This window comes from Neoroseomonas eburnea (assembly GCF_018129005.1).
In the GTDB taxonomy this organism is placed as follows: Bacteria; Pseudomonadota; Alphaproteobacteria; order Acetobacterales; family Acetobacteraceae; genus Neoroseomonas; species Neoroseomonas eburnea.
The window spans coordinates 1-15,420 of the sequence record NZ_JAAEDL010000010.1; the positions used below are offsets into that span (position 1 = coordinate 1).

Below are 15,420 nucleotides of genomic sequence, written 5' to 3' on the forward strand. Positions count from 1 at the left end.
CGCGCGGGGCCTGGTCGGCCCCGCCTTGGAAGACGACCGCGAAGCTGGGCGGCGGCAGGTCCTGCGGCGGCCGCGCGCGCGGGTCGATCTCGAGCAGGACGGCGAGGACGAAGAGCGCGTGCAGGATCGCCGAGACCAGCCCCGCCGCACCGATGCCCGGCCGCACGCGACGCCGGACCGCCAGCGGACCCCGCGGTGCGGGTACGGTGGCGGCAACCGGCGCGGTCGGCGGCTGGCGGTCTCGGGGCGAAAGGCGCATCAGCGCGTGCGGGACCTTCGGCGGGGTGGGGCGGCGACACCGAATCGACTCAGTGATCGGGTTGCCGCGTTGGGGCGCTCTGCTACACCAAGGCGGCACGCCGGGTTAGCACAGTGGTAGTGCAGCTGATTTGTAATCAGAAGGTCGGGGGTTCAAATCCCTCACCCGGCATGGGTGCCCCGGAAAAGCGAGGTAGCGCCTCAAGTCCAGAGAAAACCTAGACTTCCAGCCGTCCCATGGGCACACAGCATGGGGACACAACGGCTTGGCGACCCTGCGAATGGCATCCCCTTGGCGCGACCCCCGAACCAGCATCTACTACCTCCGGAGGCGCGTCCCGGCCCGCTTCCTCGCGGTGGCCGATCAACGCAGCGGCATAGTGAAGATCAGCTTGGAGACCGCCGAACGGGCCGAGGCAATGCGCCGCTGGCCCGATGCGCTTCGGAAGTGGGCGGCCCTGGAGGCCGAGTGGCAGCGGCGGCTAGCTGCCGAGGGCCTGACGCCTGAGAGGGCCAAGGAGGTTCCCGCCGGCTGGGCCGCATGGCTCGCGGCGGGCGGCGCCCTGGACATGGGCGGCGAGGATGAGGATGCCCTTATGCCCCATGTCGTGGCAGCGGAGCGGACGCCGGAACGCCTCGCCCGCATGGACGCCCGGACTGACGCTCACACGGAAGAAGCCCTTACGCTGGCGGGCATCGCGGTCACCCCGGAGACGTTGCCCTTGCTGCGGCAGGAGGTCGCCCTCGCGGCCCTCCATGCCTACGTGCAGGGCCCCGTCAGCGGGCTCCGGGTGGTGAACCCGAGGCGCCACCGGGGGGCGACAGCCCCAGCGGCGGTCTAGAAGCGGTTGGCGCCATTTGGCTACCCTCCTGACGCGGGGGTGCCCGCCGTGTTCTTTGGAGGGTCGCCCGTTGGCCGCACCGACCGCCGGGACAATTGAGCGCGAGATCGAGGGCGTCTGGTATGCCGCGTCGTGGCGATTGACTGCGGGTGGCGAGGTGATCGTGTCTGCGCCCTTCATGCAGGACCGGCGTATGCGGCTGGGCACCGGCGAGGCCCCGGCCGACTTGGCGAAAGAGATGCTCGCGGCGTTTGTCGCGGAGCGGCGAGCCTCCCGCCGCATGAGGGTAGCTGCTGGCGAGGGTAGCGATTGGGTGGGGGCGGTTTATGCGGGAGGTGCCGGGCTTACCGGGTTCGTGGTGTTCTTCGGGTCCTGGGTCTACTGCATCGCCCACTATGGCTTCTTGCTAGGCGTCGGCCTTGGTTGGCTGCCTTCCCTAATCGTCGCGGTAGTCGCTGCGGCTTTGTGGCCTATAGCCGCCCTGTTGCTCCTCTTGCTCCTCGGGGTGGTTGCAGCCCTTATTCTCCGCACAGGCTCCTAGAGCAGATCCCGATCAGTGGAATCACCTGATCGGGTAAAGATGCTCGCGAAAACAAGAGGCCGGAGCGGTTGGCGTGAGCCAAGGCGAACGGAAACCGCTCTAGCACTCCCGCATCACCGCGGCGCCGGCAGCGCACGATCCGCGCGGCACCGCTGAAGCGGCAGCGGCTCGGCGGCGATCACGCGCAGGACGCGCCGGCTCGCCGCCTCCGTCTCCAGCGTGAAGCAGGCGCAGCCGTAGCCGTAGGACCCGTTGGTCGCGACCCACCCGCGCGTCGTCATGTCCGGGACGCCGTCCATCCCGCGCACCGGCGGCCCGCCCTGCACCGACAGCACCCAGCGCCCGTCCCGGTCCTCCAGCCACCAATTGGCAGGGGTGGGGTTCTGCAGCCAGCCGCAGCGGCGTTCCGGCGCCGCGGCCGCCAGGGCCGGCATCATCGAAACGAGCACCGCGGCCAGGGCCGGCATCCGCATCATCTTGTCCTCCTCAGCGTCCCGCGCGGCACGATGCTGCCATGCCCGGGCGGGCGGGACGACAAGGACGCAGCAAGAAGGCTAGGTTGCGCGCCCTCCGCCACCCTGCCGGGACGATTCGCCATGCGCCGCCTTGCCCTTGCGCTCGCCTTCACCACCGCGCTCGCCGCGCCGCTCGCCGCGCAGACCCTGCGCATCGGCATGGCCGCCGAAACCAGCGCGGCCGACCCGCACAACTACGCCTCCGCGCCGAATTCCACCTACCGCACCCACATCTTCGACGGCCTGACCGCGCTCGACGCCCGCCAGACGCCGAAGCCGGCGCTCGCCACCGCCTGGTCCCGGCGGGACGACCTGACCTGGGTCTTCGATCTGCGCCAGGGCGTCACCTTCCACAACGGCCAGCCCTTCACGGCGGAGGACGTCGTCTTCTCCTACTGCCGCGTGCTCAACAACGAGAGCGAGGTGGTCGGCTCCTTCTCCCGCGAGATCCGCCGCATCGCGGCGATGGCGGCCGAGGGTCCGCACCGCCTGGTCATCCGCACCGCCACGCCGGAGCCGCTGCTGGTCTCCGACCTCGCCTCCATCGCCATCATCCCGCGTGGCGAGCGCAGCGGCCTGACCTTCACGCCCGACGGCTGCGGCAAGGAAGGCCCCTGGCCCGGCGTCGCCGACTTCAACGAAGGGCGCGCCGCCATCGGCACCGGCCCCTACCGCCTGCGCTCCTACGATCGCAGCGGCGGCATCGAACTCGCCCGGTACGACGGCTACTGGGGCGAGAAGCCGCATTGGGCCGAGGTGCGGCTGCGCCCCGTGACCAATGCCGGCCCGCGCCTCGCGGGGCTGCTGGCGGGCGATCTCGACATCGTCGAGGCGCCGGCCACCGCCGATGTGCCTCGCATCCGGCAGAACCAGAATTTCGCGCTGGCCGTCTCGCCCACCACCCGCCTGATCTTCCTGCAGTTGGACCAGCGGCAGAATGCGCCCTTCGTGCAGGGGCCGAACGGGTCCAACCCGCTGCGCGACGTGCGCGTGCGCCAGGCGCTGTCGCTCGCCATCGACCGCCGCGCCATCGCCGAGCGCATCATGGACGGGCTCGCGACGCCCGCCGGGCAGCTCCTGCCCGAGGGCATGAGCGGCACGGTGCGCGGCGCCGGCATGCTGCCCTATGACCCCGCCCGCGCCCGCGCGCTGCTGGCGGAGGCCGGCGTCAGCGGCGGCTTCTCCTTCACGCTGCATGCCACCAACAACCGCTACGTGAACGATTCCCGCGTGGCCCAGGCGTTGGCGCAGTATTTCCAGCGCGTCGGCGTGACCGTCGCGGTGGATGCGATGCCGTCCAACGTCTTCTTCCCCCGCCGCGGGCGGAAGGAATTCTCCGTGCCGATGGGCGGCTGGGGGCCTTCGGCCGGCGAGACGCAGCTTTTCATGCGCGCCTGGATCACCACCACCGACCGTGAGCGCGGCTACGGCATGAGCAACTATGCCGAGTTCTCCGATCCCGAGATCGACCGCCTGGCCCGCGCCGCTTTCGTCGCCATGGACGAAGCCGAGCGCGAACGTCTGATGGAGGCGGCGAGCCGCCTGGTGATCGAGCGCATGCCGGTGATCCCGATCCAGTTCGAGAATGCCGCCTGGGCCTTCCGCCGCGGCCTCGCCTTCGAGGGACGCATGGACCAGACCACCCCGGCCTTCGAAGTGAAGCCCGCCCGATGATCGACCCGCAGGAACTCGCCCGTGCCCTTTCGGCGACCGGGCGCACCGCCTTCCCCTTCACCGATGCGCTGCACGACGCGGGCAAGGAACTGGTGCTGCACGCCTACCGCGCGCCGGGCGTGACTCCCGACAGCCCGGTGGTCTTCGTGCAGCACGGCATGGGCCGCAACGGTGACGAATACCGCGACTTCTGGATCGAGGCGGCGGACCGCCACGGGCTGCTGATCCTGGCGCCGACCTTCTCGGCGGAGACGCATCAGGGCGCCGAGCCCTACAACAATGGCGGCGTGCGGGATGCCGCCGGCGCCGTCACGCCGGCTGGGTCCTGGGCGTACCATGTGCCGGCGCGGGTCTTCGCCGCGCTGCGTGCGGGCGGCGTCACGCGACGCCGGCAGGCCTTCCTGTTCGGCCATTCGGCGGGGTCCCAGTTCGCCCACCGCATGGCCGCGCTGACCGAGCGCGCGCCCTTCTGCGCCATCGGCTGCGGCAATGCCGGCTGGTACTCGCTGCCGACGCTCGACCGGCCCTTCCCGGAGGGGCTGGGCGGCCTGGGCCTGACCGATGCGGATCTGGAAGCCTGGCTCGCCTACCCGCTGCTGATCCTGGCCGGGGACGCGGATATCGAGACCTCCGGGCCGTCGCTGCCGTCGAACCCCGAGGCCGTTGCCCAGGGCCCGCACCGCTTCGCCCGCGCCCACAACTTCCTCCGCTTCGCGCGGGAGGAAGCGGCCCGCCGCGGCGTGCCCTGCCACTGGCGGATCGAGGTCGTGCCCGGCATCGGCCATGACGGCAACGCCATGTCCAAGGTCTGCGCCGCCATCTGGTTCGAGGGGCAGCAGCCCGACGCCGCGCGCATGGCGGCGCTGGCCGGCAGGACATCGCTCTGAGCGAAGGGCGGGGGCCGGCCTCACCCTTTGAGTTCGTTTCGATAGCCAGATGAGTCTATACTGCCGCGGCCCATGGCGGAGCCGCGGTGGCGATGATCCGGGATCTCCTGGCGCAGAGCGGGGTGGCGATCGACAGCGAGGACCCCGCGGTCCTCGCACAGGCCCTTGTCGCCCTGGGCGTGGCGTCGGCCATGGGCGAGCCGCCCACCGAGGCCGGCCTCGAACGCATGCTGGGCGGGCCGGCGCTGGAGGCGTGGCCGGGTCCGGGACCGATCTGGGACAGGCTGTGGCGCGTCATTCCGACGGGGGCGGCCGGCACCGGCCAGGCGGTGTCCGCGACGATGCTCGCGCGGGCCTGGACGCAGCACCGCTGGGTCCTGAACCGCCTGGCCATCGACCTGTCGCTGCTGGCCGAGGCGCCCGATGCGCTGGAGAAGATCTGCCAGCATGCGGCGCCGGGAGGCGCCGTTTCGGTTCTCGACCCCGAGCCGGCGCGGGGCGAGCGCTGGAACTGGCCGCTGCGCTTCGGCGTCCTGCCCGATCCGGCGGGGCTCGCGCTCGCCGATGCGTTGCGCGGGCAGGACCTCGTTCTGCGCGGGCTGGGCCGGGTGGTGACGCTCGGCCTGGACGGCGCGGATTGCGACCTCCTTCTCCTGCCGGAGAGCCTGGAGGCGACCTTCGGGCGCTCCGGCCTGCCCGCCGTGCCGCCGGATGGGGGGATCGGCGCCGCGCTGGTCCTCGGCGGCGCGGCGGAGCCCCCCCGCCTTCCCGACCTGGCGGCGCTCCGCCGTCGCTTCCGTGCCGAGGCGCTGGGAGTCGTCCCGATCGCCCCCGAGCGGCGGGCGGCATGGGCCGATGCCGTGCTGCGGGAGTTGTCGCACGACGCCACTCTCGACCGCGCGCTCGTCGCCGCGGGGCGGCAGGAGGCCCCCGGCGTGAACGAGCTGCCCAGCCCGGGCCGGCACCCGCACGCTCCCCTGCTGCTGGCCGCCGATGGCTTCCTCGACCGCTCGCGCCTCTCGGTGCAGATCGGGCGGCTGGCGCAGCGGCTCCGCAGCCTGCCGGCAACGATGCGGCTGCACCTCACCGGCCTGATGTCGCAGCGGCTCGACCTGCCGGAGGCATGGGCGCGGCCGGACGAACTGGCCGAGCGGATCGAAACCCGGCAGGAGCAGTTCCACCGCGAGGACGACGACGGCACCCTCGCCGCCCAGACGGCCGAAAGCGTGCAGCGCGCCGTGGCGCCCCCCGAGGCACGCTTCCCCGACGTGCTGCTGCATGCGGATGACGATGGGAAAGGGACCAGGCACGGCCGGCCGCTCGATGCCGACGAGGCGCTCGAGCCGGCGACGTACTACTGGCTCGGCTTCACCTACGCCCCGGGGAGCGAGCGCGAGGGCCTGCCGGCCGAGGGCGAGGAGGCGCCGCTCGGCCCGCTCGCCGAGGACGCGCCCAGCCTGCTCGTCACCCTCGCCCCCCGGCGCGCGGGGGAGGTCGAAGTGGCCGAGCCCACCCGCTACCTGAGGCTGCCGAAGGAAGGCCGCGCGGAGCCCGTCTGGTTCCGCATCGTCGTCAGCCTCGCGGCGCGCGGGCCGGTCGAGCTGGAACTGCGCGTGCACTACCGGCTCAACCTGGTGGACTTCGTGCTGGTCAGGCTGAAGCTCGGCGACGGCGACGGCCGTTCCCGCATCACGCAACAGGTCCGCCACCGCGAACCGGCCGCCAGCCTGGCGGAGCTGCACCAGGCGCGGGCCATGCACATCCACGTCGTCGGCGGAGCAGGCCGATACGGGATCACCGTGACCGTGGAGCGCAGCGACGGGGAAGAGGTCTCCGCCTTCGCGGACACCGAGATCATCGGCACGCAGGAGCTTGAGCAGGCGCTGCAGAGGGTGCGCGACTTCTGGCTGAGCTGCGGCATCGACAGCTTCGGCGCGACGCTGACCGCGACCGATGCGCTGCGCGGCAGGCTGGCGGAGGAACTGGTGGCTCTCGGAAAGCGCCTCTGGGCGCTGCTGCTGCGCAGGGGTCACCCGGATGGCGCGCTCACCGCTCTGGAAGCCTTCATCCGTGACGCGGCTCCGCCGGAAGGGGCGCTGGTCCAGGTGACGCTGGACCACAGCGCACGCAACTTCGTCTTTCCCTGGTCGCTGCTGTGTGACAGGAGGGCGGCCGACGGCGATATCCGGGCGCTGTGGGGGCTGCGCTACGTCATCGAGCAGCAGGTCCAGCGCCCGCACGAGACGGATTCGGAGGCGGTGTCGCGCCCGCCGGTCTCACTGGGCTTCGCGCTCTATGACCGCTTCCGGCCGCAATCCGCGGCGCAGCGGAGGTTCCTCGGCGATCTCGCGGCGCGGGGCGCGGGCCATCTGGCGCTGACCGGACCGGTGGAGAGCCACGAGGAACTCGCCCGCCTCATCCGCCGCAGCGGCACGGGCCTCCTCTACGTCTTCAGCCACGGCTACACGCCCTTCACCTTCCCCGCCTGGCTGGATGCGCTGAAGCGCAACCTCGACGCCGCGAAGCGAAAAGGGGACGAGGCGGCCGAGAGCATGCTGGAAGTGCTCAGCCGCGGCGACTTCCGCGAGGACGAGGCCTGGATCGAGCTGACCACCGGCAAGCTGATGCTGCAGCGCCTCTACAACGAGGACATCGAGAGGGGCGAGCGCCCGATCGTCATCCTGAACATGTGCCGCTCCGCCCAGGTGATGCCGGGGCTGGGCGAGAGCTTCGTGCAGTTCTTCCTCAACCTGGCGAGGGCGCGCGGCGTGCTCGGCACCGAATGCCCGATCCCGCCGACCTTCGCGGACGCCTTCGCGCGGGAGCTCCTGCCTCGGCTGCTCGCCGGCGAACCGCTCGGCGAGGCGCTGCGGGCCAGCCGGCTGGCGCTTGTGGCGGCGCACGGCAATCCGCTCGGCCTCGCCTACACGCTCTGGGGGGCGGCGCTGTCGCGCTTCGACCCGCCGCCCCTGCCGAAACCGCTGCCCGCCATCCCCGCCACAGGAGACGTCCATGGCTGACCCCGCCCTCGGGAAATCCGTCGAAGCGCTGCTCGGCTACGATGACGAGGCGCTGCTCAAGGAACTCGCCATGCGCGCGAGGGGGGCGCAGTTCGATCCGGCGATCGCCGGCGCCTACCAGCCCGACGTGGCGCATGAATTCCCGGACATGGGCCTGGCGGACGACCTGCTCGACCTCGGTGGCCGCATCCTGCGGCGCTGGGAACGGGAGCTGCACGCCGTGGTCTGCGGCACGGCGAAGGAGGACGCGGAAGACCGCAAGACGATCCTCGCGCAGATCGGCGCCGACGATGCCGCGCTCGGCGCGGCATTGGGCGCCGTCCTGGTCGGCATGGGGGCGAGCGCGGCCGTGGCCGTGGTGCTCGCCGCCTTCATCCTCAAGCGGATCCTCAAGCCGGCGGGGCAGGAGGCGTGCAAGAAATGGTCGGAGCGGCTCGGCACCGGCTGAACCGGCGGATTGCGCGGCCCGCCTCGACGCGGCGGGCCGCCGCGCCCATCTTCCCCGCATGAACCTGATCGCCCCCGGCCCCGTCCTGTTCATGCCCCAGAAGCGCCCGGCCCCGCCGGCCGAGCGCCCGCTCAGGGTCGTGTCGCCCTATGAGCCGAACGGCGACCAGCCGCAGGCCATCAAGGAGCTGGTCGGCGGCGTCGAGCAGGGCGAGCGCGACCAGGTGCTGCTCGGCGTCACCGGCTCGGGCAAGACCTTCACCATGGCCAAGGTCATCGAGGCGGTGCAGCGCCCGGCACTGGTGCTCGCCCCCAACAAGACGCTGGCGGCGCAGCTCTACGGGGAGATGAAGTCCTTCTTTCCCGACAACGCGGTGGAATATTTCGTTTCCTACTACGACTACTTCCAGCCGGAAGCCTATGTGCCGCGCACGGACACCTACATCGAGAAGGATTCCCAGATCAATGAGCAGATCGACCGCATGCGGCATTCCGCGACGCAGGCGCTGCTCGAACGCAACGACGTGGTGATCGTGGCGTCGGTCTCCTGCATCTACGGCATCGGGTCGGTCGAGACCTATTCGCGCATGGTGGTGAAGCTGGAACGCGGCGGGCGGATCGACCGCGACGCGCTGGTGAAGGGGCTGGTCGAGCAGCAATACCGCCGCAACGACGCCTTCTTCGCCCGCGGCACCTTCCGCGTGCGGGGCGAGAGCGTGGACATCTGGCCCTCGCATCTCGATGACCGCGCCTGGCGCGTGAGCCTCTTCGGCGACGAGATCGACGGCATCCGCGAATTCGACCCGCTGACCGGGGAGATCACCGGCGAGATGGAGCGCATCGCCATCTACGCCAACAGCCACTACGTCACGCCGCGCCCGACGCTGACCCAGGCGATCGCGCAGATCAAGGTGGAGCTCAAGGAACGCCTCGCGGAGCTGGAGGCCGAAGGCAAGCTGCTGGAACGCCAGCGCCTGGAGCAGCGCACCATCTTCGACATCGAGATGATGGAGACGACCGGGTCCTGCAAAGGCATCGAGAACTATTCCCGCTACCTCACCGGCCGCCGCCCCGGCGACCCGCCGCCGACGCTGTTCGAGTACCTGCCGGAGAATGCGCTGCTGATCGTCGACGAGAGCCACGTCACCGTGCCGCAGATCGGCGGCATGTTCCGCGGCGACTATGCGCGCAAGTCGATCCTGTCGGAATTCGGCTTCCGCCTGCCCTCCTGCACCGACAACCGCCCGCTGAAGTTCGAGGAGTGGGACGCCTACCGCCCGCAGACCGTCTTCGTCTCCGCGACGCCCGGCCCGTGGGAGATGGAGCGCACCGGCGGTGCCTTCGCCGAGCAGGTCATCCGCCCGACCGGCCTGGTGGACCCGGTCTGCGAGATCCGTCCGGTCGAGGGCCAGGTGGACGACCTGCTCGCCGAATGCCGCGCGGTCGCGCAGAAGGGCGGCCGCGTGCTGGTCACCACGCTGACCAAGCGCATGGCCGAGGACCTGACGGAATACATGACCGAGGCCGGCATCCGCGTCCGCTACCTGCACAGCGACGTGGACACGCTGGAGCGCATCGAGATCATCCGCGACCTGCGCAAGGGCGTGTTCGACGTGCTGGTGGGCATCAACCTGCTGCGCGAGGGGTTGGATATCCCCGAATGCGCGCTGGTGGCGATCCTCGACGCCGACAAGGAAGGGTTCCTCCGGTCCACCACCTCGCTGATCCAGACCATCGGCCGCGCCGCGCGCAACGCGGAAGGCCGGGTGGTGCTCTACGCCGACACCATGACGCGCAGCCTGCGCAGCGCGCTCGAGGAAACCGAGCGCCGCCGCGCCAAGCAGCAGGCGTGGAATGCCGAGCACGGCATCACGCCCACCACCATCCGCCGCGAGATCGCCGATGTGCTGAAGGACGTCAGCCAGGGCGACTACGTGACCGTGGATGCACTGGAAGGCGAGGAGGAACAGCACTTCGTCGGCAAGGACCTCCAGGCCACCATCGCCGAACTCGAGCGCAAGATGCGTGCCGCCGCGGCGGAACTGGAGTTCGAGACCGCCGCGCGGCTGCGCGACGAGATCAAGCGGCTGGAGGCGCTCGACCTGGGGCTGGAGCCCAACCTGGCAGGCCGCTCATTGCGGGAGGCGACGCCGAAGGCCGACTGGAAGCCGAAGCCGATGGGGCCGGGTGGCGGCGGCTACGAGCCCAAGGGCGGCAAGGCCGGGCGGCGGCGGCGCGGTCCCTGACATTCTTGTGATGGCGGTGACGGATGTCGCCGCGGTTCCGCCCGAGGATCGCCACACGTTGCGATTGTGGTGGTGGCCATGGAACACCACCACAAGAGGCAAGGCATGGTTCTCTCGCGCATTCGGATTCTCGCCGCGTCGCTGCTCGCGCTCGGTGCGGCGGCCTGTTCGGATCCGGTTGGGCAGCGTGCGCTGATCGGCGGCGGCATCGGCGCCGGTGCCGGTGCGGGCGTCGCTGCGCTGACCGGCGGATCGCCCCTGGCCGGTGCGGCGATCGGCGGTGCCGGCGGTGCTGCCATCGGCGCTCTGACGGCCCCCCGCCAACGGCGCGGCTACTATTGAACTGCCCGCCTGCGAGGGCGGAGTCGCAAAGAAGGGAGGGGGACGCGGGGGAGGTTCTCCTCCCCCGCGAATCGTCACGTCAGGGCGAGCTCAACCTTCCCCAAGGTGTCGAACTCCACGACCGCCGTGCACGGCCCATCCAGCCAGATCGGCGGCGTCACCGACCCCAGGAAGACCACCTGCCCGGCCCTGAGCCCGCCGAATTCCGCCGCGCAGGCGGAGGAGGCCAGCCAGGCGAGGGCTTCCATCGGGTGCCCGAGCAGGTCGGCGCCGACCCCTTCGCCGCGCATTTCTCCGTTCACGCTCAACCGACCGCGCGTCGCGCCGAGGTCGAGACCCCGCCAATCGGCCACCGGCGTGCCGAGCACCCCGCCCGCGTGGAACACCTGGTCGGCGATCAGCGTCGGCGTGCCGAGCTTCGCCAGGTCGTCGTAGCGCTTCTCGACGATCTCCATCGCGGCGAAGACCTCGCCCACGGCGGCGGCGGCCTGGTCGCGGGTGCAGGGGCCGGGTGCGATGTCGCGGGCGAGCCGCAGCCCGACCTCGCATTCCACGCCCGGGTTCACGAAATCGGCGTGACGCGCCGTCGCCGGCGTGGTGCGCAGGCCGGCTTTCGGCACGAAGCCCGCGGCGGGACCGGAGAGGCCGAGCAGGATCTGCATCTGCCTCGTCGTGGCGCCGATCTTGAAGCCCGCCGGCGGCACGCCGCCGAGGCGCAGCGCGACCTCCTTCTGCAGGGCGTAGCCGGCCTCGGGCGTCTTCGGCGCGAGGGCGCCGAGCGGGGCGAGGATGCGCTTCGCGCGGCGGGCGTCGAGGATCGCCTCGGCGGCGTCGGAGGCCATGGTGGTTTCCTTCCCTGGTTCGTTCAGCGCCGGACGATCTCGTAGAGCGCCACAGCGGCCGCGGCGGAGACGTTGAGGCTCTCGACGCCCTCCGCCATCGGCAGTCGGACGAGCTCGTCGCAGGTTTCGCGCTGCAGGCGGCGCAGGCCGCTGTCCTCGGCGCCGAGCACGAGGGCCACGCGGCGGTCGCGCGGCGCGGCCTCGGCGAGGGTACGCTTGCCTTCGCCGGCGAGGCCCATCACCCAGAAGCCGGCCTTCTGCAGCGCGGCGATGGCGCGGGAGAGGTTCACCTCCCGCACCACCGGCACGAGGTCGAGCGCGCCGGAGGCGGCGCGGGCGAGCGCGCCGGTCTCGGGCGGGGCGTGGCGGTCCTGCAGCACGACGCAGGCGGCGCCGAAGGCCGCGGCGCCGCGCAGCACGGCGCCGACGTTGCGCGGGTCCGTCACCTGGTCGAGCAGCAGCACCGGGCCGTCGGAGATGGCGATGGCGTCCTCGAGCGCCACGGGCTCCAGCGGCTCGGCGAGCAGGGCGATGCCCTGGTGGATGGAATCCTCGGGCAGGAAGGTGGCGAAGCGCGCGCGGTCGGCGCGTTCGGGCGTGACGCGCCAGGGGCCGGAGAAGCGTTCGCGCAGCGCCAGTTCCGCGTCGGTCGTCACCAGCAGGCGGCGCGGCTTGCGGCGCGGGTTCGACAGGGCGGCGAGGACGGCGTGCTGGCCGTAGATCCAGAAGGCGCCTGAACCGGCGCCGGCGCCGGGGCGCGGGGGTTCCGGCACGGCTTCGGCGGGGGCGCCGCGGCCCGGACGTTCGGCTTCCGGGCGGCCACGGCGGGGCGGGGCGCGTTCCGGGCGGCCGGGCTTGCCGGCGAGTTCGGCGCGCGGCTTGCCTCTGGCCTCCGCGCGGGAGGTCTTCGCGTGGCCGGCCTCCGCGTGGCTGGCCTCGGCGCGGAGCTTGTCCGCGCGCGGCGTGCGGCCCCTGGAGGGCGGGCCGCCCGAGGGGCGGGCAGGGGGACGGCCTTCGGGCCGCTTGGGGGGGCGTCGCATGGCGCGCATCCTGCCTGCGGGCCGCCGCGAAGGAAACCGGCGGGTGGGGTGCGACGCTCCGTTGACAGGGCGCGCGCCATGGGGTTAACCCCCCGCGCTCCCGCCAGCCCGGTAGGGTCCGGCGGCTGCGGAGGGGTGCCCGAGTGGCTAAAGGGGACGGACTGTAAATCCGTTGGCTTGCGCCTACGTTGGTTCGAATCCAACCCCCTCCATATCGCCCGCCCGTGGACGACGGGACGACTCTCCCGGACCGGGCGGCGGGAACTTGGTGGGTTCGCGGCGCTTCGCGGCGCGGGTGTAGCTCAATGGTAGAGCCCCAGCCTTCCAAGCTGGTTGTGCGGGTTCGATTCCCGTCACCCGCTCCAGCGAAGCGCGGGTGGTCGCTCCGCGAGGAGCGCTGGTCGTATGTGCTCCGCGAGGAGCGCTGGTCGTATGTGCTCCACGAGGGGCGCGGGACTGTGTTGGCGGTAACGGATCGGAACGAGGACGCGGGACAGGGCCATGGCGAAGGCAAAATTCGAGCGGACGAAGCCGCACTGCAACATTGGCACGATCGGGCACGTGGACCATGGCAAGACGTCGCTGACGGCGGCGATCACGAAGGTCCTTGCGAAGGCGGGTGGTGCGACGTTCACGGCGTACGACCAGATCGACAAGGCGCCTGAGGAGCGTGCGCGCGGCATCACGATCTCGACGGCGCATGTCGAGTACGAGACGGCGAACCGGCACTACGCGCATGTGGACTGCCCGGGCCACGCGGACTACGTGAAGAACATGATCACCGGCGCGGCGCAGATGGACGGCGCGATCCTGGTGGTGTCGGCGGCGGACGGTCCGATGCCGCAGACGCGCGAGCACATCCTGCTGGCGCGGCAGGTGGGCGTTCCGGCGCTGGTGGTGTTCCTGAACAAGTGCGACATGGCGGATCCCGACCTGCTGGAGCTGGTCGAGATGGAGGTGCGCGAGCTGCTGTCGTCGTACCAGTTCCCGGGCGACGACATTCCGATCATCAAGGGCTCGGCGCTGTGCGCGCTGGAGGATCGTGAGCCGGAGCTGGGCGAGCAGGCGGTGCTGAAGCTGATGGAGGCGGTGGACGCCTACATCCCGCAGCCGGAGCGCCCGGTGGACCGTCCGTTCCTGATGCCGATCGAGGACGTGTTCTCGATCTCGGGGCGCGGCACGGTGGTGACGGGTCGCGTGGAGCGCGGCATCGTGAAGGTGGGCGAGGAAGTCGAGATCGTCGGGCTGAAGCCGACGGTGAAGACGACGGTCACCGGCGTGGAGATGTTCCGCAAGCTGCTGGACCAGGGGCAGGCGGGCGACAACATCGGGGCGCTGCTGCGCGGCACGAAGCGTGAGGACGTGGAGCGCGGCCAGGTGCTGGCGGCGCCGGGTTCGATCACGCCGCACACGAAGTTCAAGGCGGAGGCGTATGTGCTGACGAAGGAGGAGGGTGGCCGTCACACGCCGTTCTTCACCAACTATCGTCCGCAGTTCTACTTCCGCACGACGGACGTGACGGGCGTCGTCTCGCTGCCGGAAGGGGTGGAGATGGTGATGCCGGGCGACAACGTGTCGATGGATGTCGAGCTGATCGCGCCGATCGCCATGGACGAGGGCCTGCGCTTCGCCATCCGCGAAGGCGGCCGCACCGTCGGCGCCGGCGTCGTCGCCAAGATCACGCAGTAACGTCTGGCGGGTTTGCGCTTTCGTCGCCGTCGCGTAGTTTATGCGCGACTGCGACGCGGGCCTTTAGGGGCGTAGCTCAATTGGCTAGAGCGCCGGTCTCCAAAACCGGAGGTTGGGGGTTCGAGACCCTCCGCCCCTGCCACCGCCGCATCGTCTAGGCTAGAATTTCCGGGTGGTGGCCCGTTCCCGGGCCGCCGCCTTCCGTCGTTTCAGAGGACACCGACTTGGCCAAGCTCGATCCGGCGCAGTTCGTCCGGGAAGTCCGCCAGGAAGTGGGCCGCGTCACTTGGCCCTCACGCAAGGAGACGCTGGTCACCACCGGGCTGGTGCTGGCGATGTCCGCCCTGGCGGCGGTTTTCTTCCTGGTGGTGGACCAGCTGATCCAGCTGGCCATGCGCCTGGTGTTCGGCATCGGCTGAAGGGGGACGGCACCGTGGCCGAGAAGAAGTGGTACGTCGTGCATGTCTACTCGGGCTTCGAGAAGAAGATCGCCGAGCAGATCAAGCAGCAGGCGGCGCAGAAGGGTCTCGCCGACAAGTTCGACGAGGTGCTGGTCCCGACCGAGCAGATCACCGAGGTCCGCCGCGGTCAGAAGGTGGACACGGACCGCAAGTTCTTCCCCGGCTACGTGCTGGTGAAGATGGAGATGACCGACGAGGCGTGGCACCTGGTGAAGGACACGCCCAAGGTCACCGGCTTCCTCGGTGCGCGCAACAAGCCCCAGCCGGTGCCGGCCAGCGAGGCCGAGCGCCTGCTGCAGCAGGTCCAGGAAGGCGTCGAGAAGCCGCGCAAGCCCGCCATCCTGTTCGAGGTGGGCGAGCAGGTGCGCGTCGCGGACGGGCCGTTCACGTCCTTCAACGGCGTGGTCGAGGAAGTCGACGAGGAGAAGGGGCGCGTGAAGGTGTCCGTCTCCATCTTCGGGCGCTCCACGCCGGTCGATCTCGAATACGGTCAGGTCGAGAAGCTCTGAGAGCCCGGTTGGAAACGCGCCTCTCGGCGCGTTTCCGGCTCCGGCACCGGCCCGCACCCCCGCCCGGCCATCCATTCCAGCATCCTGACGTGGGTGGCCGGGCGGGG

Annotated in this window: 14 protein-coding genes and 4 tRNA genes; 15 read left to right on the forward strand and 3 right to left on the reverse strand. The window is 71.1% G+C overall.

The features are described 5' to 3' along the window. The first annotated feature begins 358 nt into the window (after positions 1 to 358). From GXW74_RS11580 to GXW74_RS11590, 3 genes are all read left to right on the forward strand, one after another. Positions 359 to 430, forward strand: a tRNA-Thr gene (locus GXW74_RS11580). Between the two features lie 94 nt (positions 431 to 524). After that, on the forward strand, positions 525 to 1,100 hold the full coding sequence (locus GXW74_RS11585) for a DUF6538 domain-containing protein (RefSeq protein WP_211846671.1): 576 nt from the start codon (positions 525 to 527) through the stop codon (positions 1,098 to 1,100). A 70-nt stretch (positions 1,101 to 1,170) separates the two neighbouring features. Beyond that, the gene (locus GXW74_RS11590) at positions 1,171 to 1,641 is read left to right on the forward strand and encodes a hypothetical protein (protein ID WP_211846672.1); all 471 of its coding nucleotides are present in this window, start codon (positions 1,171 to 1,173) and stop codon (positions 1,639 to 1,641) included. A gap of 113 nt (positions 1,642 to 1,754) precedes the next feature. Here the strand turns inward: GXW74_RS11590 and GXW74_RS11595 are convergent, their stop codons facing one another. Beyond that, on the reverse strand, positions 1,755 to 2,117 hold the full coding sequence (locus GXW74_RS11595; RefSeq protein ID WP_211846673.1) for a DUF4087 domain-containing protein: 363 nt from the start codon (positions 2,115 to 2,117) through the stop codon (positions 1,755 to 1,757). Positions 2,118 to 2,237: 120 nt separating this feature from the next. On the opposite strand from GXW74_RS11595, the gene GXW74_RS11600 reads away from it, so the two are divergent. The 6 genes from GXW74_RS11600 to GXW74_RS11625 all read left to right on the forward strand — a co-directional run bounded on the left by GXW74_RS11600 (position 2,238) and on the right by GXW74_RS11625 (position 10,772). Further along, complete coding sequence (locus GXW74_RS11600) at positions 2,238 to 3,830, forward strand: ABC transporter substrate-binding protein (RefSeq protein WP_211846674.1); 1,593 nt, start codon at positions 2,238 to 2,240, stop codon at positions 3,828 to 3,830. Continuing rightward, positions 3,827 to 4,717, forward strand: coding sequence for an alpha/beta hydrolase (locus GXW74_RS11605; protein ID WP_211846675.1), 891 nt, complete (start codon positions 3,827 to 3,829; stop codon positions 4,715 to 4,717). Before GXW74_RS11600 ends, GXW74_RS11605 begins: the two co-directional genes overlap by 4 nt. Positions 4,718 to 4,809: 92 nt before the next feature. After that, positions 4,810 to 7,737 (forward strand): CHAT domain-containing protein, encoded by a 2,928-nt coding sequence (locus GXW74_RS11610; protein ID WP_211846676.1) that lies wholly within the window; start codon positions 4,810 to 4,812, stop codon positions 7,735 to 7,737. Next, on the forward strand, positions 7,730 to 8,185 hold the full coding sequence (locus GXW74_RS11615; protein WP_211846677.1) for a hypothetical protein: 456 nt from the start codon (positions 7,730 to 7,732) through the stop codon (positions 8,183 to 8,185). The genes GXW74_RS11610 and GXW74_RS11615 overlap by 8 nt, the downstream gene beginning before the upstream one ends. Before the next feature lie 58 nt (positions 8,186 to 8,243). Further along, positions 8,244 to 10,430: an excinuclease ABC subunit UvrB gene (gene uvrB / locus GXW74_RS11620; protein WP_211846678.1), complete on the forward strand. Its 2,187-nt coding sequence runs from the start codon at positions 8,244 to 8,246 to the stop codon at positions 10,428 to 10,430. Between the two features lie 105 nt (positions 10,431 to 10,535). Beyond that, the gene (locus GXW74_RS11625) at positions 10,536 to 10,772 is read left to right on the forward strand and encodes a hypothetical protein (protein WP_211846679.1); all 237 of its coding nucleotides are present in this window, start codon (positions 10,536 to 10,538) and stop codon (positions 10,770 to 10,772) included. A gap of 74 nt (positions 10,773 to 10,846) precedes the next feature. Here GXW74_RS11625 and GXW74_RS11630 read toward each other — a convergent pair whose 3' ends face one another. Both GXW74_RS11630 and rlmB read right to left on the reverse strand, forming a co-directional pair. Further along, complete coding sequence (locus GXW74_RS11630) at positions 10,847 to 11,614, reverse strand: 2-keto-4-pentenoate hydratase (protein ID WP_211846680.1); 768 nt, start codon at positions 11,612 to 11,614, stop codon at positions 10,847 to 10,849. 23 nt (positions 11,615 to 11,637) lie between these two features. After that, a complete protein-coding gene (gene rlmB / locus GXW74_RS11635) occupies positions 11,638 to 12,654 on the reverse strand; it encodes a 23S rRNA (guanosine(2251)-2'-O)-methyltransferase RlmB (RefSeq protein ID WP_211846681.1) in 1,017 nt (338 codons plus the stop codon). 129 nt (positions 12,655 to 12,783) lie between these two features. Here rlmB and GXW74_RS11640 point away from each other — a divergent pair. The 6 genes from GXW74_RS11640 (at position 12,784) to nusG (ending at position 15,313) form a co-directional block, all read left to right on the forward strand. Continuing rightward, positions 12,784 to 12,866 (forward strand) — tRNA-Tyr (locus GXW74_RS11640). A 79-nt stretch (positions 12,867 to 12,945) separates the two neighbouring features. Further along, positions 12,946 to 13,019: transfer RNA gene (locus tag GXW74_RS11645), tRNA-Gly, on the forward strand. 136 nt (positions 13,020 to 13,155) lie between these two features. After that, complete coding sequence (gene tuf / locus GXW74_RS11650; RefSeq protein WP_211846682.1) at positions 13,156 to 14,343, forward strand: elongation factor Tu; 1,188 nt, start codon at positions 13,156 to 13,158, stop codon at positions 14,341 to 14,343. Between the two features lie 65 nt (positions 14,344 to 14,408). Next, positions 14,409 to 14,485: transfer RNA gene (locus tag GXW74_RS11655), tRNA-Trp, on the forward strand. An 82-nt stretch (positions 14,486 to 14,567) separates the two neighbouring features. Then, positions 14,568 to 14,762, forward strand: a complete 195-nt coding sequence (gene secE / locus GXW74_RS11660) for a preprotein translocase subunit SecE (RefSeq protein ID WP_211846683.1) — start codon at positions 14,568 to 14,570, stop codon at positions 14,760 to 14,762. A 14-nt stretch (positions 14,763 to 14,776) separates the two neighbouring features. Continuing rightward, on the forward strand, positions 14,777 to 15,313 hold the full coding sequence (gene nusG, locus GXW74_RS11665) for a transcription termination/antitermination protein NusG (protein WP_211846684.1): 537 nt from the start codon (positions 14,777 to 14,779) through the stop codon (positions 15,311 to 15,313). Positions 15,314 to 15,420: the final 107 nt, after the last annotated feature.

What these genes read in the sequence shown, in the direction of transcription:
- GXW74_RS11595 (WP_211846673.1), bottom strand. Translation starts at nt 2,117, where the DNA reads ATGATGCGGATGCCGGCCCTGGCCGCGGTGCTCGTTTCGATGATGCCG.
- GXW74_RS11600 (WP_211846674.1), top strand. Translation starts at nt 2,238, where the DNA reads ATGCGCCGCCTTGCCCTTGCGCTCGCCTTCACCACCGCGCTCGCCGCG.
- GXW74_RS11605 (WP_211846675.1), top strand. Translation starts at nt 3,827, where the DNA reads ATGATCGACCCGCAGGAACTCGCCCGTGCCCTTTCGGCGACCGGGCGC.
- GXW74_RS11610 (WP_211846676.1), top strand. Translation starts at nt 4,810, where the DNA reads ATGATCCGGGATCTCCTGGCGCAGAGCGGGGTGGCGATCGACAGCGAG.
- GXW74_RS11615 (WP_211846677.1), top strand. Translation starts at nt 7,730, where the DNA reads ATGGCTGACCCCGCCCTCGGGAAATCCGTCGAAGCGCTGCTCGGCTAC.
- uvrB (WP_211846678.1), top strand. Translation starts at nt 8,244, where the DNA reads ATGAACCTGATCGCCCCCGGCCCCGTCCTGTTCATGCCCCAGAAGCGC.
- GXW74_RS11625 (WP_211846679.1), top strand. Translation starts at nt 10,536, where the DNA reads ATGGTTCTCTCGCGCATTCGGATTCTCGCCGCGTCGCTGCTCGCGCTC.
- GXW74_RS11630 (WP_211846680.1), bottom strand. Translation starts at nt 11,614, where the DNA reads ATGGCCTCCGACGCCGCCGAGGCGATCCTCGACGCCCGCCGCGCGAAG.
- rlmB (WP_211846681.1), bottom strand. Translation starts at nt 12,654, where the DNA reads ATGCGACGCCCCCCCAAGCGGCCCGAAGGCCGTCCCCCTGCCCGCCCC.
- tuf (WP_211846682.1), top strand. Translation starts at nt 13,156, where the DNA reads ATGGCGAAGGCAAAATTCGAGCGGACGAAGCCGCACTGCAACATTGGC.